This is a genomic window from Paenibacillus sp. J31P190 (assembly GCF_059692075.1).
This window is the reverse complement of sequence record NZ_JCAUAS010000071.1, coordinates 1-1,013: the sequence shown is the minus strand read 5'-3', so window position 1 is coordinate 1,013 and position 1,013 is coordinate 1. Positions and strand designations below refer to the sequence as shown.

Below are 1,013 nucleotides of genomic sequence, written 5' to 3'. Positions count from 1 at the left end.
CTAAACATTCCTGTTAGTCCTAAGAATTGGACTTTGAAAGAAAAGGAGCGCCTCGGTATGATGGGTTTGTCAAAGGTTTTAACCCAACACCATCAAGGAGGCGCTCTTATTATGAAGTTTAAGCAATCTGACGGTCAAAATCAACGAATCGAACGAATTTCCACGACTCACCTCATTGTGGGAATCGATATAGCGAAAGAAACACATGTCGCACAAGCAACAAATTTCCGAGGAATCATACTTACTAAGAGGCATCTTTCTTTCTCAAATACAATTGAAGGTTATATGAAATTAGAGCGATGGATCCATGAGATTGGGCAGAAGCATCATTTAAAGAACGTCATAATCGGAATGGAACCAACGGGACACTATGGATATAACCTTGCTAATTGGCTTGCCGACAAGGGCAAAGATGTTGTCATGGTGAATCCAGCTACCACCAAACGAAACAAGGAAAACCGCGATAATTCCCCCTCCAAGAGTGATCCAAAGGATGCACTCGTCATTGCTGATGTGGTTAGTCGAGGTTTCTACTACGATTTCGCTCGGCACGCTGTTGTCTTTCAAAGGTTGCAAACGATTATGAGTGATCGGGAATTTTGGGTAACGAATAGTGTGAGGTTGCAGAACCGGATTATTCGCTGGTTAGACATACGTTTCCCAGAGTATTTCTCTGTCTTTAAAGACTGGACAAGCAAGCGATCGTTGGCCACTCTTAAGGAATTTCCTTCTCCGCAAGAAATAGATTTGCTTTCCGTATCCGAAGTGATTACAGCCTGGAGGAAGCATATGAAGCGTGCCGCTGGTTCTACCGGCACGCAAAAAGCTGCTCAGCTAATTGCTACAGCTAAACAAAGTATAGGTGACACTACCGCTCTTCTTGAAGCGAAACAGGACTTCAAGCGGTTATTAGAAGAGTTTGAACGGATTGTAGGAGTACTAGATACAATTGAAAAGGATATTGAAAAATTGCTTAACGGTATTCCAATGGCCAAGCAATTACGTTCGATCGG

At 42.8% G+C, this 1,013-nt stretch carries 1 protein-coding gene; it reads left to right on the top strand.

Annotated features, from left to right (window positions below; translation table 11 throughout):
• Positions 1-111: 111 nt before the first annotated feature.
• Positions 112-1,013, top strand: a 902-nt coding sequence (locus tag AC58U0_RS37265; RefSeq protein WP_497383672.1) for an IS110 family transposase, incomplete at its 3' end; no start/stop codon positions are given.